Source organism: Haemophilus sp. SZY H8, assembly GCF_018829755.1.
Lineage (GTDB): Bacteria > Pseudomonadota > Gammaproteobacteria > Enterobacterales > Pasteurellaceae > Haemophilus > Haemophilus haemolyticus_K.
The window spans coordinates 41,135-57,478 of sequence record NZ_JAHKJY010000003.1 but is presented as its reverse complement, the minus strand read 5'-3'; the positions used below and the strand labels follow the sequence as shown (position 1 = coordinate 57,478).

Genomic DNA, 16,344 nt, shown 5'->3' with positions numbered 1-16,344 from the left:
TCAAAGTGCGGTATTATTCCGCATTGTTTTTCGATTTAATAATGGCGTAAACCACACCTGTTGATAAAGCACCAATCGCAATTGCACCAAGATATTTCAATGGCTCAGATACAAATGGAATGACAAATAATCCGCCGTGTGGAGCTTGTAATGTAATATTTAATCCCATTGAAATCGCACCAGCCACCGCACCACCAATCACTGAGCTAATAATGACTCGAATTGGATCTGCTGCCACAAATGGTAATGCACCTTCAGAAATAAAACATAAACCAAGAACAAATGACGCTTTCCCCGCATCGCGTTGGCTAACTGTGAATTTATTGCGAGCAATCCAAGTCGCAACTGTCATACCAATTGGTGGAACCATACCCGCGGCCATTGCAGCAGCCATTGGCGTATAAACTTGGGATGCAATCAATCCAACAGAAAAGGTGTACGCTGCTTTATTTACCGGTCCGCCCATATCTATACACATCATTGCACCGATAATTGCGCCTAACACAATCGCATTCACTTCGCCCATTGAAGTAAGCCAATTACTTAGCTCTTTCATAATTTCAGCCACTGGTGGATTGATGAGGTAAATCATCGTCAAGCCAACAATCATCGAACCTAAGAGCGGTAAAATTAAAATCGGTTTTAATGAAGTCAGGCTTGCTGGCAATCGAATAATCACATTCAGCCCTTTCACCACATAGCCCGCTAAGAAACCAGCAATAATACCGCCAAGAATCCCTGCACCCGCTTCACTTGCCAGCATCCCCGCAATCAAACCAACTGCAAGTCCTGGACGATCCGCGATAGAAAATGCAACGTAACCGGCAAACACGGCAATCATTAACTTGAACGCCACTCCACTACCGATATTCATCAACATATTTGGAAGATCCTGTAAAACTCCTGTATTTTCAATTACATTAAAACTGAACATAAAGGACATCGCGATCAACAACCCACCCGCAACCACTAACGGTAACATATGAGAAACGCCAGTCATTAAGTGTTTGTACACACCTTTTTTCTCACGGCTTTCTTCTTTTGATTCCGAATTATTTCCACCATCAAAAATTTTGGCTTCTTTAAATGCTTTATCAAATTCTTGCTCGGTTTTCTTCAAGGCTAATCCTGTTGAAGTTCGGTACATTGGTTTACCTTTAAATTTATCTAAAGGCACATCAATATCTGCTGCAACAAATACCAAATCAGCCGCAGCGACTTCTTCTGCAGTAATTTCATTGCCCGCCCCAACTTGACCACGGGTTTCAACTTTTACATTCCAACCTTGTTTTTTCGCATAGGTTTCGATCGCTTCGGCTGACATAAACGTATGTGCAACGCCTGTCGGACAAGCAGTTACCGCAACAATATTTTTTACACCAGAAACACCTGTAAAACTCACCGCACTTTTCGGTGCAACATAATCAGCTCCATTCGCTAAGGCATTTGCCAGCGTGACTTCAGGAGAAATCATGGCGATAGCTTCGCCGATAATAAAGACTTTTTTACCAACTAACGCAGAGTTATTTGGTAATACTGAACCAAATACAAGAACAAGATCTGCTTCGGCTGGTGTTTCTACAATAGAGACATTCGCTTTTTGTGCAGCCGCTCGAAAAACTTCATGTAATAAATAGGCTTTCGCATCACCTACATTAGCTGATTGGGTTAAAAATAACTTCATACTATCCTTCAATCATCGTTATTTGTACTTTTTCTAAAATGGGGTCAAGTAAACTCAAATCACTCACACCAACATTACTTTGAGACACCGCAAAAGCGGACACAGCCGTAGCAAAAGACAAAGTTTCTGTTTCCGATAACCCTTTTTCAAAACCATAGATTAAGCCTGCTACCATTGAATCCCCAGCCCCAACGGTACTCACTACATTTTCACATTTTGGTGGTTCGGCTTTGAGCACGCCTTCATTATTAATCCATAAAGAACCTTTTGCGCCCATTGAAATAATCACGTTTTCAATGCCTTGTGCTTTGAGTTGCTGTGCAGCGGCAATAATTTCCTCAAGACTATTTAATGGATGACCAACCCAAGCCTCAAGTTCTCGATGATTGGGTTTTACTAGCCAAGGTTTCGCTTTTAATCCAGCGGTGAGCGCATCATTGCTACTATCAAGCACAACTTTTACGCCAGCTTGATGAAGCTGATTCAACCAATCAGCAAATAATTCAGAAGATACACCTCGAGGTAAACTGCCACAAACTGCGACAATGTCATAATCTAAACAATAAGCCAAAGAATCAGTCACAAATTGTTGCCAAACTTGTGGGCTTATTTGATATCCCAAGAAATTTAAATCTGTCACATCCGCTTCAGTCTCGGTAATTTTTACATTGATGCGCGTTTTGCCATCAACACGGTGGAATTTATCTTCCAAACCGTACTTATTAAACATTTGCTCGAAATCAGCTGAATTATCCTCGCCCAAGAAACCGCCTACTGCAACATCAACGCCTAAATCTTTTAGTACTTTTGCAACATTAATACCTTTCCCCGCAGGAAATAAGCCAAGGGTTTCTACCGTATTTACTTCACCAAGTTGGATACGATTTAAACGCCCGACTAAATCATAGGCGGCATTTAAAGTAATTGTTACGACGCTTGCCATACTATTCCCCTAAACCCGATTCAATCACAGCACCGATTCCGTCAATAGCCTGTTGCGCTTCATCGCCTGTCGCAACAAAACGTAAACGAGTCCCTTTCACCACTCCAAGCGCAACAATTTTCATCAAGCTTTTAGCGCTCACTAATTGAGAATTACGATCAAGATTCTGAACTGCCACAGAGGCATTATATTTTTTCACTTCGTTTACTAACACTGCACTTGGGCGAGCGTGCAAACCGTGTTCGTTCTTAATTACAAACACAGCCTCAATGGCATTTGCCGGTAAGTTATGATCTTCGCTTACCGCTAGTACGTGAATTTGTTCTCCCATAATCTCAATGGTGTCTGGTTCAGATGGTGGCACTGCAGAAACATTCTCACCCAAACCATCAGCAATCGCTTTGCCCAATGTTTCAATAGCTTGTTTTGCATCTTCCCCCTCTGCCACAAAACGTAAACGATGTCCTTGTGTTACACCAAGCGCAACAATCTTCATCAAGCTTTTTGCGCTGACGACTTCACTTTCACGAGTAAGATTTTGCACGGTAATTTTCGAAGTGAATTTTTTCACTTCATTAACCAAATTTGCACTTGGGCGCGCATGTAAACCGTGTTCATTACGAATCGTAAAGGTTCCTACAACAGCACCTTCTACAGATTGAGTTTCAACATCACTCGATGAACCCAAAAGTGCGGTCAAAATTTCTGTTGAATTACCATTGAGCAAGGTTGTTTGAACATCGTCATCTAATAAACGCGCTAAAGTTGGATTAATTTGATCACTGACGGCTGCAACAGTTATCACGCCTTTTACGGCTTTGCCATTGTGGCTAAAAATCGTTTTGACACGACTAAATGCCAAGGCATTTTTCACATTTCCTACGACAGAATCCGTTACCCATAACCCTTTGCCAAGCGGTAATGCCGCATTATTAATCACCTCAGAAATAAAGCGATTTTCTACCGCACTTTGCACCTGTAATTGCCCCGCATTAATCGCGACTAAAGTTAATAAACTTTGGGTATCTACATCTACACTGATATTGGCAGCAGGAATTTCAAATGGCTCAATTGTCTCGCCCATTAAAATCGCACGAAATTCAGCAACATCCGTTATTTTTGCTAATTTCGCTGCGGTATCTTCATCACTCAAAACGTGAGTAAGTTGACGTAATAAGGACAAATGCTCATCAGATCGCGCCGCAATACCAATCACGACATAAGCAATATTTCCCTCACCCCATTCTATGCCTTGAGGAAATTGAAACACTTGCACGCCCGTTTTCTTTACCATCGAACGAGTATCCAAGGTGCCATGAGGAATAGCGATGCCATTGCCTAAAAAAGTTGAGGTTTGCTGTTCACGCGCCAACATTCCTTGCAAGTAACCATTTTCCACATTATCTGCTTGAACTAATGCGGACGCGGCCATTTCAATCGCTTGTTCTTTATCAGTTGCGTTAGCATTTAAATGAATGTTGCTTTCCGAAAGTTCTAACATTCTTGCTCCTTAATAATTTAAAAATAAAGCTGCTGGTGAAATAAATCGACCAGCAGCTTGTTGAAAAACAATTATTTAGATGTACAGGCTTTCAGCAGTGCTTCACTACCTTGCGCAATATATTCATCATTTTCACCGCGCTCTTTGCCTTTTTGCAAATCACGCATCGCATCATAAATACCTTGAGTCATGCTTTGCGAATCCACTTTTTCCCAACAATTTGCGTTCAAACGTTTAATATTAGCTTGCAATGCTTCCGCATGTAACACACCACTATAATAAGCATATACATCAGAATCATGTCCGCCAGTGTAAAGTTTATCTTGAATTTGTTTCACAGGAACTAAAATACGCCCCAAATACCAGTCATTCGCACCACTTGCAAAATTATCTACAAAGAAATTTTCATTCACGCGACCTTTATATGTCGCCACAGTCGCTTCATAAGCTGCTGCATAAGATTTCTGATCGATTTTATCTTTATCTAAATCAATCACTTTTTTATCGTTCCCCATAAATGGAATATAGTTGGTAACCGATGACCAAGAAGAACAACCTGCCAACATTAACGTAAAAAATAAAACAGAGATTTTTTTAAACATAGTCATACCTGATTAAAGTTAATAAAACGCCGCCATTATACTGGCTGAAGGGGATTAAAGAAAGGGCGGTAATTATTCCGCCTCTTTTACTAAAGACACCAAAATCTGATCGATTTTAAAGTTTTCCGTATCAATTACTTCAAACTTGTATTTTCCGTAAACCACAGAATCGGTTTTTTTCGGAATTTTACGTAGCATATACATCATAAAGCCACTGATGGTTTCGTAATTTTCTTCATCAGGGAAAGATTCAATATCTAACACTCGTGTCACATCTTCTAATGGCGTTGCGCCATCAATAAGCCACGAATTTTCATCACGACTAACAATATATTCTTCTTCGTTAGAAACCAATTCCCCCATGACAATACTCATGACATCATTTAGCGTAACAATACCTACTACAAGGGCATATTCATTCACAATAATCGCAAAATCTTCACCGGTAGATTTAAACAATTCCAACACTTCGTAAAGAGAAAGCGTATCAGGCACAAATAATGCTTTACGTAGTAGTTTAGGATCAGTCAGCACCACATTTTCATTCTGCAAATACATGGTTAGCAACGTATGGGATTCGACATAACCTAAGATTTTGTCGAGGCTATTGTCACAAATCACGATTTTAGAATGAGAATCACGAGAAAGCGTATCCATGACTTCTTGGCGAGAAAAAGTGCGGTCTAAATACACGATATTTTCACGGGTTGTCATGGTGGAAGTCACTGTACGCGCTTGCATATCGAAAATATTTTCGATGAGATAATGCTCTTGAGTTTTCAATACACCTGCTTCTGCACCTGCTTCTACTACAGCGAAAATATCTTCAGACGTCATGCCATCTTCACGCACAGTGGAAATACGAAATAAGCGGAAAAATACATTAGCAATCGTATCAAAAAACCATACAAGTGGCTTAAACACAAACATACTGAAATTCATGATGCCGACAACACGCAAAGCCACCATTTCCGGATAAGTAATAGCAATACGTTTTGGAATAAGATCAGCAAATAAGATAAAGAAACAAGTAACCAATACAAACGCAATTGTGGAAGCTGTTGGCTCAATCCAATCGCCCACAAAAGAGCGGCTTAAAATTTCCGCGATATAAGGACTTAGTGCGCTTTCACCAATTCCCCCTCCAAGAATTGCCACCATATTCAAACCAATTTGAACTACGGTAATAAAACGACCAGGATGCTCTTGTAATTTAAGCACTTGAAGCGCACGCACATCCCCTTCATTTGCAAGGGTTTGTAGTTTCAATTTACGCGAACCCGCCAGTGAAATTTCTGCAGAAGAAACAACCGCACTAATTAGAATTAAGGCAATAATCGCCAAAATAGTATGAAATAATTCCATAATCATTACTCAAAAATATGAAAGAAAACGACCGCACTTTGCGGCCGTTCAGGATATTACTCTTCGCTGTCAAACCAGCCACGAACAAATTGAATAGACAAGAATAAAGTAGCTAACAGGAATGCATAGAAAATCCAAGAAACGATTGGATGACTTGGCGTGTCGTCAGCAGTAATTTCTTTTATTGAGGTTGCATTGCGATATTCATCCATCATCGTAATACGCCAACCATAGTATTTAATTTGCACAAGTTTGTTGTCATTACCCAAAGCCTGCGCTTCAGCCTGTAAATTGGCCGATCCAAATTTGAAGTAAAACGGGAAACCCCAACGGGTATCTTCATTGCGATACACCATAATTTTGCCATCGTCATTTTGCGTATTGATGTAATACACATCACGTGTTGGGCCATCAGCTGGATTCGATTTTGTGATTGGGCCGTCTTTATCAACGCGTTTTACTTCTACGCCAGTAACACGTGTCACATCATAATGAGGGAACACATAATTCACCACAGAAAACATAAAACCGTGGAATAAAAAAACAACAATAAATAAGAAATATTTAAAAAACTTTCGCATACTTTTCCCTTGTCAGAACTGTGCATTTATTCTACACGAATTTTAAATAAACGCTCGAAATTTTGCGTAGTGATTCTAGCAAACTCCTCAGTAGAAACGCCCTTTAAAGTTGCCACGTATTCACATACTTCTCTCGTATAAGCCGGTTGATTTTCTTTTCCCCGATAAGGCACTGGCGCAAGATAAGGCGAATCCGTTTCTACTAATAAGCGATCCATTGGTACATAACGAATAACCTCACGAATCGCTTCAGCATTTTTAAAGGTGACAATGCCAGAACAAGAAATGTAAAAACCTAAATCCAACGCTTTTTTCGCAAACTCCATGGTTTCCGTAAAACAATGAATAACACCACCGCACTTCTCAGCATGGTGTTGGCGTAATATTGCAATAGTATCATCACCTGCAGAACGTGTATGAATAATTACAGGCTTATCTAACTGGTTTGCAATATCGATTTGGCTACCAAACACCGCTTGTTGCTCCGCTTTATTGTCCGCGCTGTAATAATAATCTAATCCAATTTCGCCAATAGCAATCACTTTTGGATCTTGTGCTAAACGCAATAAGCGTTCTGCGTCATAAGGTTCCTCTTCAAAATCCAGTGGGTGAACACCGCAAGCAAGCGAGACATTATTAAATTCACGTAAAGAGTCATAAGCCTGCTCAAAACGGCTTAATGTTACACCAATCGCGAGCAAATGCTTCACATCACGAGAGCGCGCTTTTTCCACCACATCTGCAATGTTTTTATGTAAATTTTCATAATCCAATGCATCTAAATGGCAGTGGGAGTCAACAATGAACATAATTATTTTTCCTTATGCCTAAGGCTTGAACGCCATAGACGATATATTTTCAATTTATTGCGTTTCAAATACTTCTGTGACTAATCTGGTCAAGCTATCTAATAGCATCAATTCAACATTCACACCATTAATTGTCAGCAAATCTGACCGCACTTTTTGCATAATTTTGATTGCTTGTAATAAACCAAGGGCGGTTTGCTCATCGCTGAATTGTTCTATGCCACGGCCAAGATCGGCAACTTGTCGATGACTATCAATTTCAAGTTTATGTTTTAAACAATCGGAAAGAAAAGCCAAAATCCAATCCACTTGCTGAACATAACGTTCTTTATCAAACAACGGAAGCAATTCCAATGGTGAACGTCGGCGATAGAACATCCAAAATTGACGTAAGAAGTTTTTACGCTGTTCAATAAGCCCTTGTTGTAACGTCTCTAATGCTAAAAGCGGACGCCCAAGATTCATCGCAAGTGCGGTCAAAATTTCCTGATTTTCAGCCGCACTTTCTGATTTCAACCAATCAAGAGCTATTTGTTCATTAGGCACGGACAGATTCCACACTTGGCATCGACTATAAATGGTTGCTAATAAACTTGCTGAACTATCTGTCTGAAGTAAAAAATAAGTATTTGTACGAGGCTCTTCCAATGTTTTCAATAACGCATTGGCAGCCGCTTCCGTTAAACGTTCCGCTCCTTGCACATACACCACTTTATTACCGTTTTGTTGTGCGTGCTGCGCGACAATGTCATTAATGTCGCGTACCTGATCAACGCCAATATTCTTACCGCCAATAGGGCTTAATTCATGATAATCTGGATGGCTATGGGCCTGCATTAAATGACAAGAATGGCATTGACCACAAGGCTTATCGCCTTGAGCCACACACATTATTTTCTGCGCAAGTGCATCAAATAAACGTTCTACCCCTAAACCAGAATCAGCTTTAATCAGCACAGCATGATGCCCCAAACCTTCGTCAAAGGTTTGAGCAATTTGATGATAAATTGGCATTAACCAAGGGTAAAGTGCGGTCATTTTTCGTTTGATTTCCACCAATTTTTTACCGCGCTTTCGATATCAGCTTGAACAAGTTCAATACTCGGCTCAGCATTAATCACCACTGCTTTTGGATTATCTTTTACTAACGCTAAATAGCGTGCTCGAGTGCGATGGAAAAAATCCAAATCCATTTGCTCAATACGATCTAATTCACCTCGTCCACGAGCTCGTGCTAAACCGACACTCGGTTCTATATCCAAATAAATTGTTAGATCAGGCTCAAAATCACCTAATACGGTTTCTTTCAAGGTGAGCATAAAATGCGGGTCTAATTGACGTCCACCACCTTGATATGCCTGAGATGACATATCGTGGCGATCGCCTACCACCCATTTTCCTTGCATTAAAGCAGGTTTAATTACGTTATCCACCAACTGAATACGTGCCGCATAAAGCATTAATAACTCTGCTTTCGCAGTCACGGGTTCTTCAGTTTCATGTTTAATTAGATGGCGTAATTTCTCTGCTAATGGGGTTCCACCAGGCTCGCGTGTAAATACGACGTCTTGAATACCAAGTTCATGTAAGACTCTCACAACAGACTGATGAGCGGAGCTTTTCCCCGCACCTTCCAAGCCTTCAATGACAATAAATTTTCCTTTCATATTTTCTTCCGCACTTTTATTTGGCATTTTTCTGGCTGCGATACCAACGTAAATATTCTTGTACTGCTTTATTATGTTCATTCAAATTTCGGGTAAATTTGTGTCCACCAGAACCATCTGCCACAAAATAATAAAAATCTGTTTTTTCAGGGTTCGCAACAGCCTGTAACGAGCTTTCACTTGGCATAGCAATTGGCGTTGGTGGTAATCCATCAATCACATAAGTATTATAAGGCGTTGGCATTTCTAAATCTTTTTTACGAATATTACCACTGTAATTCTCACCCATACCATAAATTACGGTTGGATCCGTTTGTAATTTCATTTTTGCTTTTAAGCGGTTGAGAAATACAGAGGCCACTTTTGCTCGTTCAGCAGCCACGCCCGTTTCTTTTTCCACGATAGAAGCCAAAATCAACATTTCATAAGGATTCGCTAAAGGTAAATCCTCGTCACGCTCGTTCCAAGCCTTATTTAACGCCTTTTTCATTCTCTCTGCTGAGCGCTTCAGTAGCTCCAAGTCTGTCGATTTAGGCGTATAGTTATAAGTATCAGGATAAAGCCAACCTTCCACATTTTTTAGTTCAAGATTTTGACCGACATCTGGCAAATCAAGTAATGTGAAAATTTCTTCGTTACTCTTATTTTTCAAGGTTTGCGCCAAGTGCGGTGCATTTTCAAGATCTTTTCGCCAATCTTTAAAGGTTTTTCCTTCAATCCATTTTACATTGAATTGCACTTCCTTACCTGAATTAAGCAAATCCAGTAAATCTTGCACAGTTTTAACATTCTCAAGAGAATAAGTCCCAGCTTTTATTTTATTTAGCTCAGGTTTCAACTTCAGCAAATAAGGTAATAATTTCCCATCATCAATTAACTTTTCTTGCTCAAAAAGTGCGGCTAATTTTGAACCTGTTGTGCCACGTTCAATAGTTAAAAGTTGATCTGCCTGCACATTTACTGGTGTTTTTACAAATTCAGTAATTTTGTAATAACCAAAATTAGCCACGCCCGCTAAAATCAAAATTAAAAGTAAAATCGCAATTAAAAATTTCTTCATAAGCTATAAGAAAGAGAAAATAAAAAACAACAAAAGGGGCAATTAAGCCCCTTTCTTTTAAACATTAAATCATTTATTAAAATATTGGATATCTGCTTTTTTACGCAATGCTTTAACCCAGTCTTTTGTTGCATCTTGCAATTGAGAATTTACTAAATGTTCATAGGCTTTTTGTGCGTAGGCTTCTGCAGTAAGATCGCCATCTCGCATTCCTGTCACTTCTAAAATATGCCAGCCAAACTCTGTTTTAAACGGTGCAGAAATTACTCCTTGTTTACTTTGTACAACAGTTTGTGCAAACTGTGGCGCATAAGTTTCAGGGAATGCATAACCTAAACTGCCGCCATTTGCGCCGGATAAATAATCTTTTGAATATTTTAACGCTGCATCTGAGAAAGAAATTTTTCCAGCAAGAATATCTGAGCGAATTTTGGTAAGTTCTGCTTTGGCTTGTGCATCATTTAGCATCGGATTTAGTTTAAGCAAAATATGACGAACTTCATATTCTTTTCCTGTTATTTTCTGTACGGAACCTTTTTCTTTTGCTTCCTCTAACATTTTTTGTCCAAGGGCCCAAGCTTCACTACGTGCTTGTTCAACATCCACGCTTTCATGAATTGCTTTATTTCGAATTGCATCGCGGGTCATCGTTTGTAATTGGTTTTCCCAGGCTTTTTTGACATCTTTTGCGATACGTTGGCGAAATTCATTTAGTGAGGAACCTTCATTACTTAGCGCAATAGCGAACTGACCCAAGGTTAAATTGTTTGCTGCAGCAATATGATTAAGCTGTTGCTCTACAGCTGCATTTAATGCTTTAGGGTCAATTGAAGGGGCTTTCACATCTTGCATTGCTTGATGAAGCAAAATGTCATCAATGATTTTATCTAAAGCAACTTGGCGATCTCCACTTTTTCCTATATTCGCTTGAACCTGACTTTCAAGGACTGGAACGCCATTTACCATTGCTACAACACGTTCTTCGGCTTTTACAACAGAAGCTAAAACAATGGCGCTAATAGTGGCTAAAAACAATGATTTAAATGTAGATTTTTTCATTTCTGTTTTATCAAAAAGTATCAACAATGCTCTTTAGATTATCAGTTCTAAAGAAGGTTCACAAGTGACAGTAATTATTTCCCAATAATAGCAACTTCATAGCAACCATCATATTTTTCAGTGCGAACTTGTACTAATTCCTCGCGACTTGTTGGGACATTTTTTCCTACATAGTCAGCCCTAATTGGTAGTTCTCTATGTCCACGATCGATAAAAATGACTAACTCAATTTTTGCCGCTCTACCAAAATCAGTGAGTGCATCCATTGCTGCTCGAATGGTTCGACCAGTAAAAAGTACATCATCGACAAGAATTACTGTTTTGTCTTGAATATTCAAATATTGTGAGGAGCCACTGTATACAGGCATTTTATCCTCTTGATCTACTAAGGTTAGATCGTCTCGGTAAAAGGTAATATCCAGTTCCATAGATGGTAATTTATTACCACTTAATTTTTCTACTCTATGCTGCAATAATGCGGCAATTTCAGCCCCGCGGCGTTTTATTCCAACAATCACTACATTATCGAGAGATTGGTGTTTTTCAATGATTTCATGGGAAATTCGTGAAATTGTACGAGAAAAACGATCGTGATCGATAATAATTTTTTCCATCTTGCCCAGCTTAATAAAAGATTTTCTAGGGGCTAGAGTATAAAGAAAAAGTAGTTAAAAAGCGATTGTATTTACACCCTTTTTCTTATTGTTCCGTTATACTACTAAACAGATAGATTATTGATTAGGAGGCGAGACAATGCATTATTCTATTCAGGATTTTATTCAACTTATTGCTCAATTGCGTAATCCAAATGGCGGATGCCCTTGGGATTTAAAACAAAATTATGAATCCATGATTCCTTGCTTAACGGAAGAAACTTACGAAGTAATCGAAGCGATTGAGAAGAAAGACATTCCAAATTTACGCGAAGAATTAGGGGATTTATTGTTGCAAGTCGTTTTCTTCAGTCAGCTTGCTACAGAAGATAAATACTTTACTTTTGACGATGTATTGCAAGATGTTGCTGAAAAAATTGTGCGCCGTCATCCTCATGTGTTTGGTGATGCAAAAGCGGGGGCCGAAACAGAAGCCCTTTCTCGTTGGAACGAAATGAAAGCCAAAGAAAAGCAAGGTAAAAATGAAGAAACCTCTATTTTAGATAATATACCTCGAGCTTTGCCTTCTCTTACGCGAGCAGCAAAATTGCAAAAACGTTGTTCAAAAGTAGGGTTTGATTGGGAGGAAATTTCACCCGTATTTGACAAAGTGCGGGAAGAGTTAGAAGAAGTTCAAACTGAAATTAACCGCACTTCGATTGAACAAAATAAAGTAGAAGAGGAAATCGGCGATTTATTGTTCGCAACTGTTAATCTTGCTCGCCACTTAAAATGTGATCCTGAAGATGCATTACGGAAAGCGAATTTAAAATTTGAACGTCGTTTCCGAGCAGTAGAGCAAGCGGTTCAACAACAAGGTAAGCAAGTTAATGATGTGCCACTTATTGAATTAGATTTGTTGTGGGATGAAGTGAAAAAACAAGAAAATTAATTGAAAAGTGCGGTAAAAATTTCTCTCATTTTTACCGCTCTTTCTTTGTTAAAGTTGCTGAATATCCAATGCCATTTGGTCTAACATTTCATAACGTTTACGATACATAGAACGTTTTTTACTTGCGATATCTTCTAATTGTTTACGTTCAATATCCAAAGGTAATTGCCAATAATTATGGCGATATTCCCCTTGATTCTCTTGCCAGAACTCATCGTAATTAAACAAAATCTTACTGCGCGCAGAAAGACGATATTTTCCTTGCGCTTTGTGCGGAATGCCCACTAACTCACATTGCCATTTTTCAGCGAGCATTTTAAACGCATAAACCAACAGAAACATTGGACGCATACCGTGCAATGCTTTCGTAGCCTGTTTTACAAGTTCTTGAGCATTGTCACTTGAAGGGCCTTGAATCGAGGCGATAAGCAATTTATTCGGGCTCAAAAAAGTGAAAGAAGCATCGTATACTCGTTCATCATGTTGATTACGAATGTTAATAGAAAAATACCCTTCAAAGGGATCGATATGGTTGATACTCAAAGATAAACGCAAATCATCAGTTAATTGCGTTAACACGATATTTTGTTGTTCCAATAATTGTTGGCAAAGCGAACGTCCCATTTTCTCTTCTGCTAAACGTAAATTCTCCGTAATCGCCGTTAAACGTTCTGAAGCAGAAAAGCGTTTATCGCAAAAAGTAGTAAGAATTGTATTTATACGATAATAATCTTGTGTAAATAAAGGCTGCCATTGAGTTTCTGTATTAAGAAAATCCACTAATTGGCTACATTGCTTTTGATACAACCATTTATAGCCATAATAACGTAATTTTTCCCGCACTTGTTTGAGAAAAGGGCGATCCTTGGAATAAGGATACATTTGAACGTAAGTGGGGAAAATAAAATTATTTTTCGTGGACATAACTCAATATTTTGTGAAATTTAATAAAATTGTCAGTCATTCTAGCGATTATCACGTCATTTGCCAAAATTCTTTTTTGTTTAAAACCTACTTTATAACTCAGATTTTGTTATAATCTTTTCCTTGAATTCCTTTTTCCCTACCCCAATATTTACCCAAATTATCAGAAAGAATTAAGAGAGATAAATTATGGCGAAGAATACCCAACGTACGATGCCCGTATTGCCGTTACGCGATGTCGTCGTTTTCCCTTACATGGTGATGCCACTTTTTGTAGGGCGTGCGAAATCAATTAATGCCCTGGAAGAGGCGATGAACGATGATAAACAACTTCTTTTGGTATCTCAAAGAGAAGCAGATTTGGAAGAGCCGACCCCTGAAGATTTATTTGATGTGGGTACCGTTGCTAATATTATTCAGTTACTAAAACTACCTGATGGCACAGTGAAAGTGCTAGTTGAAGGTCAAAGTCGCGCGAAAATTAACAGCCTTGAAGATGGCGAAAAGTGCTTTTCCGCAAAAATTACCCCTATCGAAACCACTTATGGTGATGAAAAAGAGTTAGATGTTGCGAAAAAAGCGGTACTTTCTGAATTCGAAAATTATCTCACCTTAAATAAAAAAATCCCTGCAGATGTATTAAATGCACTTCATCGTCTTGGTGATGCAGATCGTTTATCAGACACAATGGCGGCTCATTTACCGGTAAGTGTTCGTCATAAACAAAGTGTCTTGGAACTTGCTAACGTACAAGACCGACTAGAATATCTGCTTGGCATGATGGAATCAGAGGCAGACATTCTTCAAGTTGAAAAACGCATTCGCGGTCGTGTAAAGAAACAAATGGAGAAAAGCCAGCGTAACTATTATCTAAGCGAGCAAATTAAAGCCATTCGTAAAGAAATGGATGATGGTGAAAGTGAGGATACGATTGATGAAGTTGAACAACTTCGTCAAAAAGTAGAAGCTGCTGGCATGCCAGCAGATGTGCGCAATAAAGTGGAAAATGAGTTACAAAAACTCAAAATGATGTCAGCCATGTCTTCTGAAGCAACCGTTGTTCGTAGCTACATTGAATGGATGATCCAAGTGCCTTGGCATCAACGTTCTAAAGTGAAAAAAGACATTTTGAAAGCACAACAAGTATTAGATGCCGATCACTATGGTTTAGAACGAGTGAAAGAACGTATTCTTGAATATCTTGCAGTACAAGCTCGTTTAAACAAAGTGAAAGGACCAATTCTTTGTTTAGTCGGGCCTCCAGGCGTAGGTAAAACTTCTCTTGGTCAATCTATTGCTAATGCCACTGGTCGCAAATATGTACGCATGGCATTAGGCGGTGTTCGCGATGAGGCAGAAATTCGCGGTCACCGTAAAACCTATATTGGTGCATTGCCAGGTAAATTAATTCAAAAAATGGCAAAAGTGGGGGTGAAAAATCCATTATTCTTGCTTGATGAAATTGACAAAATGGCATCCGATATGCGAGGTGATCCAGCATCAGCATTGCTTGAAGTATTAGATCCCGAGCAAAACACCACCTTTAACGATCACTATTTAGAAGTGGATTATGATCTTTCTGATGTAATGTTTGTGGCAACATCAAACTCTATGAACATTCCAGGCCCATTATTGGATCGTATGGAAGTTATTCGTCTTTCTGGTTACACCGAAGATGAAAAACTTAATATCGCGATGCGTCATTTGTTAGCGAAACAAATTGAACGTAATGGTTTGAAGAAAGACGAACTTACCGTCGAAGAAAGTGCAATTTTAGATATTATCCGCTATTACACACGTGAAGCGGGTGTTCGTGGATTAGAACGTGAAATTTCAAAAATCTGCCGTAAAGCAGTGAAAAATTTATTGGTAAATCCAAAACTTAAATCTATCACGGTAAATTCAGATAATCTGCACGATTATCTTGGTGTCAAACGCTTTGAATTTGGCAAAGCCGACACACAAAACCGCATTGGTGAAGTGACAGGCCTAGCTTGGACAGAAGTGGGCGGCGATTTACTCACTATTGAAACCGCCTCCGTTGTTGGAAAAGGAAAACTCACATTTACCGGCTCGTTAGGTGATGTAATGAAAGAATCTATCCAAGCGGCAATGACGGTTGTGCGCGCACGTGCTGAAAAATTGGGTATCAATTCTGAATTCCATGAGAAACGCGATATTCACATTCACGTGCCAGATGGTGCTACACCAAAAGATGGCCCGAGTGCAGGTATTGCAATGTGTACTGCATTAGTTTCTTGTTTAACAGGTAATCCTGTACGTGCTGATGTAGCCATGACAGGTGAAATCAGTTTACGCGGAAAAGTATTACCAATCGGTGGATTAAAAGAAAAACTTCTTGCCGCACATCGTGGGGGAATTAAAACTGTATTAATTCCAAAAGAGAACGTTAAAGATCTCGAAGAAATTCCAGAAAACGTGAAACAAAATCTTGCGATTCATGCGGTGGAAACCATTGATGAAGTTCTTGGTCTTGCGTTGGAAAATCCACCTGAAGGCATTGAATTTGTCAAAATTGAAGCTAAAGCGGCAAAATCACCCCGCCGTAAAGCGACCAATAAGACAACAAGAGCGGTCAATTAA

Annotated in this window: 15 protein-coding genes; 2 read left to right on the top strand and 13 right to left on the bottom strand. The window is 39.2% G+C overall.

The window, feature by feature from the left end:
* Window positions 1-13: 13 nt before the first annotated feature.
* The 12 genes from KKW16_RS05610 to pyrR form a co-directional block, all read right to left on the bottom strand.
* On the bottom strand, window positions 14-1,684 hold the full coding sequence (locus tag KKW16_RS05610; protein ID WP_005636220.1) for a fructose-specific PTS transporter subunit EIIC: 1,671 nt from the start codon (window positions 1,682-1,684) through the stop codon (window positions 14-16).
* A gap of 1 nt (window position 1,685) precedes the next feature.
* Complete coding sequence (fruK, locus tag KKW16_RS05605) at window positions 1,686-2,627, bottom strand: 1-phosphofructokinase (protein ID WP_005636217.1); 942 nt, start codon at window positions 2,625-2,627, stop codon at window positions 1,686-1,688.
* 1 nt (window position 2,628) lies between these two features.
* Window positions 2,629-4,128: a fused PTS fructose transporter subunit IIA/HPr protein gene (gene fruB, locus KKW16_RS05600; RefSeq protein ID WP_005636215.1), complete on the bottom strand. Its 1,500-nt coding sequence runs from the start codon at window positions 4,126-4,128 to the stop codon at window positions 2,629-2,631.
* Between the two features lie 71 nt (window positions 4,129-4,199).
* Window positions 4,200-4,730, bottom strand: a complete 531-nt coding sequence (locus KKW16_RS05595; protein WP_005632738.1) for an HI_0449 family lipoprotein — start codon at window positions 4,728-4,730, stop codon at window positions 4,200-4,202.
* A gap of 72 nt (window positions 4,731-4,802) precedes the next feature.
* Window positions 4,803-6,101 (bottom strand): polyamine export protein PaeA, encoded by a 1,299-nt coding sequence (paeA, locus tag KKW16_RS05590; protein WP_005635716.1) that lies wholly within the window; start codon window positions 6,099-6,101, stop codon window positions 4,803-4,805.
* A 50-nt stretch (window positions 6,102-6,151) separates the two neighbouring features.
* Entirely contained in the window at window positions 6,152-6,676 is a 525-nt protein-coding gene (locus KKW16_RS05585) for a DUF1523 family protein (RefSeq protein WP_005626131.1), read from the bottom strand.
* 26 nt (window positions 6,677-6,702) lie between these two features.
* A complete protein-coding gene (locus KKW16_RS05580; protein ID WP_106013577.1) occupies window positions 6,703-7,485 on the bottom strand; it encodes a YchF/TatD family DNA exonuclease in 783 nt (260 codons plus the stop codon).
* 54 nt (window positions 7,486-7,539) lie between these two features.
* Window positions 7,540-8,523, bottom strand: coding sequence for a DNA polymerase III subunit delta' (locus KKW16_RS05575; protein WP_215768044.1), 984 nt, complete (start codon window positions 8,521-8,523; stop codon window positions 7,540-7,542).
* Complete coding sequence (tmk, locus tag KKW16_RS05570) at window positions 8,520-9,152, bottom strand: dTMP kinase (RefSeq protein WP_164994214.1); 633 nt, start codon at window positions 9,150-9,152, stop codon at window positions 8,520-8,522. Before tmk ends, KKW16_RS05575 begins: the two co-directional genes overlap by 4 nt.
* 16 nt (window positions 9,153-9,168) lie before the next feature.
* The gene (gene mltG / locus KKW16_RS05565) at window positions 9,169-10,212 is read right to left on the bottom strand and encodes an endolytic transglycosylase MltG (RefSeq protein ID WP_106013574.1); all 1,044 of its coding nucleotides are present in this window, start codon (window positions 10,210-10,212) and stop codon (window positions 9,169-9,171) included.
* Window positions 10,213-10,281: 69 nt separating this feature from the next.
* Window positions 10,282-11,271 carry a peptidylprolyl isomerase gene (locus KKW16_RS05560; protein WP_106014303.1) on the bottom strand — a complete coding sequence of 330 codons (990 nt, stop codon included), beginning with the start codon at window positions 11,269-11,271 and terminating at the stop codon, window positions 10,282-10,284.
* A 74-nt stretch (window positions 11,272-11,345) separates the two neighbouring features.
* Window positions 11,346-11,885: a bifunctional pyr operon transcriptional regulator/uracil phosphoribosyltransferase PyrR gene (gene pyrR / locus KKW16_RS05555; RefSeq protein WP_048952948.1), complete on the bottom strand. Its 540-nt coding sequence runs from the start codon at window positions 11,883-11,885 to the stop codon at window positions 11,346-11,348.
* 139 nt (window positions 11,886-12,024) lie between these two features.
* On the opposite strand from pyrR, the gene mazG reads away from it, so the two are divergent.
* A complete protein-coding gene (gene mazG / locus KKW16_RS05550) occupies window positions 12,025-12,816 on the top strand; it encodes a nucleoside triphosphate pyrophosphohydrolase (protein WP_215768043.1) in 792 nt (263 codons plus the stop codon).
* Between the two features lie 48 nt (window positions 12,817-12,864).
* On the opposite strand, the gene KKW16_RS05545 is transcribed toward mazG, so the two are convergent.
* Window positions 12,865-13,740 carry a VirK/YbjX family protein gene (locus KKW16_RS05545; protein WP_106013572.1) on the bottom strand — a complete coding sequence of 292 codons (876 nt, stop codon included), beginning with the start codon at window positions 13,738-13,740 and terminating at the stop codon, window positions 12,865-12,867.
* 189 nt (window positions 13,741-13,929) lie between these two features.
* Here KKW16_RS05545 and lon point away from each other — a divergent pair, with 189 nt between their 5' ends.
* Complete coding sequence (lon, locus tag KKW16_RS05540) at window positions 13,930-16,344, top strand: endopeptidase La (protein WP_106013571.1); 2,415 nt, start codon at window positions 13,930-13,932, stop codon at window positions 16,342-16,344.

What these genes read in the sequence shown, in the direction of transcription:
- KKW16_RS05560 (WP_106014303.1), bottom strand. Translation starts at nt 11,271, where the DNA reads ATGAAAAAATCTACATTTAAATCATTGTTTTTAGCCACTATTAGCGCC.
- KKW16_RS05580 (WP_106013577.1), bottom strand. Translation starts at nt 7,485, where the DNA reads ATGTTCATTGTTGACTCCCACTGCCATTTAGATGCATTGGATTATGAA.
- mltG (WP_106013574.1), bottom strand. Translation starts at nt 10,212, where the DNA reads ATGAAGAAATTTTTAATTGCGATTTTACTTTTAATTTTGATTTTAGCG.
- KKW16_RS05585 (WP_005626131.1), bottom strand. Translation starts at nt 6,676, where the DNA reads ATGCGAAAGTTTTTTAAATATTTCTTATTTATTGTTGTTTTTTTATTC.
- mazG (WP_215768043.1), top strand. Translation starts at nt 12,025, where the DNA reads ATGCATTATTCTATTCAGGATTTTATTCAACTTATTGCTCAATTGCGT.
- fruB (WP_005636215.1), bottom strand. Translation starts at nt 4,128, where the DNA reads ATGTTAGAACTTTCGGAAAGCAACATTCATTTAAATGCTAACGCAACT.
- KKW16_RS05545 (WP_106013572.1), bottom strand. Translation starts at nt 13,740, where the DNA reads ATGTCCACGAAAAATAATTTTATTTTCCCCACTTACGTTCAAATGTAT.
- paeA (WP_005635716.1), bottom strand. Translation starts at nt 6,101, where the DNA reads ATGATTATGGAATTATTTCATACTATTTTGGCGATTATTGCCTTAATT.
- fruK (WP_005636217.1), bottom strand. Translation starts at nt 2,627, where the DNA reads ATGGCAAGCGTCGTAACAATTACTTTAAATGCCGCCTATGATTTAGTC.
- pyrR (WP_048952948.1), bottom strand. Translation starts at nt 11,885, where the DNA reads ATGGAAAAAATTATTATCGATCACGATCGTTTTTCTCGTACAATTTCA.
- lon (WP_106013571.1), top strand. Translation starts at nt 13,930, where the DNA reads ATGGCGAAGAATACCCAACGTACGATGCCCGTATTGCCGTTACGCGAT.
- KKW16_RS05575 (WP_215768044.1), bottom strand. Translation starts at nt 8,523, where the DNA reads ATGACCGCACTTTACCCTTGGTTAATGCCAATTTATCATCAAATTGCT.
- KKW16_RS05610 (WP_005636220.1), bottom strand. Translation starts at nt 1,684, where the DNA reads ATGAAGTTATTTTTAACCCAATCAGCTAATGTAGGTGATGCGAAAGCC.
- KKW16_RS05595 (WP_005632738.1), bottom strand. Translation starts at nt 4,730, where the DNA reads ATGTTTAAAAAAATCTCTGTTTTATTTTTTACGTTAATGTTGGCAGGT.
- tmk (WP_164994214.1), bottom strand. Translation starts at nt 9,152, where the DNA reads ATGAAAGGAAAATTTATTGTCATTGAAGGCTTGGAAGGTGCGGGGAAA.